The following is a 1,773-nucleotide window of genomic DNA, read 5'->3' on the forward strand; positions in this document are numbered from 1 at the left end:
GCTGCGGGTGAGGTGGCGCAGGGCCTCGCCGGCCTGGAGATAGGTGAGCGGGGTGGGCGCCCCGGAGGCCCGGCGGTGGTCCGCCGGGTCCGCGGTGAGCTCCCGGGCGGGTTCGGACGCGGCTATCGCCAACTGCCGGCGCCCCTCCAGGGCGGTGGCCCGCTCGGTCTCCGCGGTGGCGTACCGGCGGAGCAGGGCGGCGTGCTCGTTGCGCAGCTTCTCCAGTTCGGCGCGCCTGCGGCGCAGCACGTCCTCCAACTTGACGCGGATCTCCCGTGCCTCGTCGAGGTCGGTCTCCAACTCGGCCTGGCGTTCCTCGGCCCGCCACTCCAGCGTGGCGCGCCCCGCCTTGACCTCCGCGACCCGCTGCCCGGCGGCCCGGTCCCAACGCCGCATCAGGGCCGCGCCGGTGACGGCGGCGGCAGCCGCGCCCACGCACAGGCCGCGCAAGACCCAGGCGGTGGAACCACCACCGCCGACCAGCAGGGCACCGCCCGTGCAGGTCAGTGCGGCGGCGGCGATGACCGCCGGGGCGAGCAGCCGGTGCAATGGCGGCGCATGGCGGTGGCGTCCTCGTGGCATGGCCTGAAACTTACCGTGCGTGCCCGCTGCTCGGGAGGCCGCCGGGAAAACTGTTCTCCGGTGTTTACCCGGACCGGTCAGGAACCGAGCAGGTCCTTGGACTTGAGGTACTCCATCGCGACGTCCTCGGCTTTCTCCCGGTCGGCGTCGACCTTGCGGTTCAGCTCGGTGAGGTCCTCGGTGGTCAGCTCCCGGGTGAGGCGGTTGAGCGCGGTGGCGATGTCCTTGTCACCGGCGTCGTCCGAATTGACCACCGGCAGTACGTTGTCCGCGTTCTGGAGGTTCTTGTCGTCCTCGAGCAGCACCAGGCCGAAGTTGTCCAGCGTGGCGTCCGTGGTGGTGGTGAGCACCATGTCGTTGGTGCCGTCCTTCACCGACTGCTTGGCCTGTACGGTGCCGACGCCCTTGGGGTCGACCTCGGTGATGTTGATGCCGTAGGTCTTCTCCAGACCGGGCCGGCAGAAGGGACGCTGGTCGCACTCGTCACCCGCGGCGAGCGTGATGTCGAGTTCCGCTTCGCCCACGTCGCTCAGCGTCTTCAGCTTGTTGTCCTCGGCGAACTTCTCGGTGACCGCGAACGCGTTCTGGTCGACGGCTTCGCCGACCTCCAGCACGGTCAGGCCGCGCGGTTCGGCGAGTTCGGTGAGGGCCTCCACCGTTTCCTCCGCGTCGCTGGACGCGACCGGATTCTTCGCGGCCTCCTCGGCGCCGTTCACCTTGGCGTTGAGGAATTCGGCCAGCGTTGCCGCGTACTCCGGCACGACGTCGATCTCGCCCTTTTCCAGGGCGGGTTCGTACAGTTCCCGGTTGGCCAGTTTCTGGACCCTGGTCCGGTATCCGGCGTCGTCGAGCACCGCGGCGTACAGCTCCGCCATGATCCTGGACTCGGTGAAACCGGCGGAGCCCACCACCAGGCTCCCCTTGCTGTCGCCGTCCTGGTTGCCGCCCTGCTCCTCCAGGCTGTCGCCGCCGCCGCAGGCGGTGAGACCTGCGGCCAGCAGCGCGGCGGCGGAGGCCGCGACCAGGCGTCTGCGGGCGGGGATGCGGATCGTGCTCACGAGGTGCTCCTCAACATCGGCTCCGGTCACCGTATGTGGCCCGGCAGCGGTTCGTCGTCCCGTCTTCCACCCGCCGCGCCCGGCATGCGCGCGGTGCCGCCGGTCGGGGACGCGGCGCGCCACGGCCCGTCAC

The 1,773-nt window shown here is 70.8% G+C and carries 1 protein-coding gene and 1 pseudogene; both read right to left on the reverse strand.

All coding sequences use genetic code 11. From position 1 onward, the window contains the following. Window positions 1-582: pseudogene (locus ACYVE9_RS25360) on the reverse strand (hypothetical protein); the annotation flags it as partial. A 77-nt stretch (window positions 583-659) separates the two neighbouring features. After that, window positions 660-1,640 (reverse strand): ABC transporter substrate-binding protein, encoded by a 981-nt coding sequence (locus ACYVE9_RS25365; protein ID WP_461030227.1) that lies wholly within the window; start codon window positions 1,638-1,640, stop codon window positions 660-662. Between the last annotated feature and the right edge of the window lie 133 nt (window positions 1,641-1,773).

The sequence above is a fragment of the Streptomyces sparsus genome (assembly GCF_054776295.1).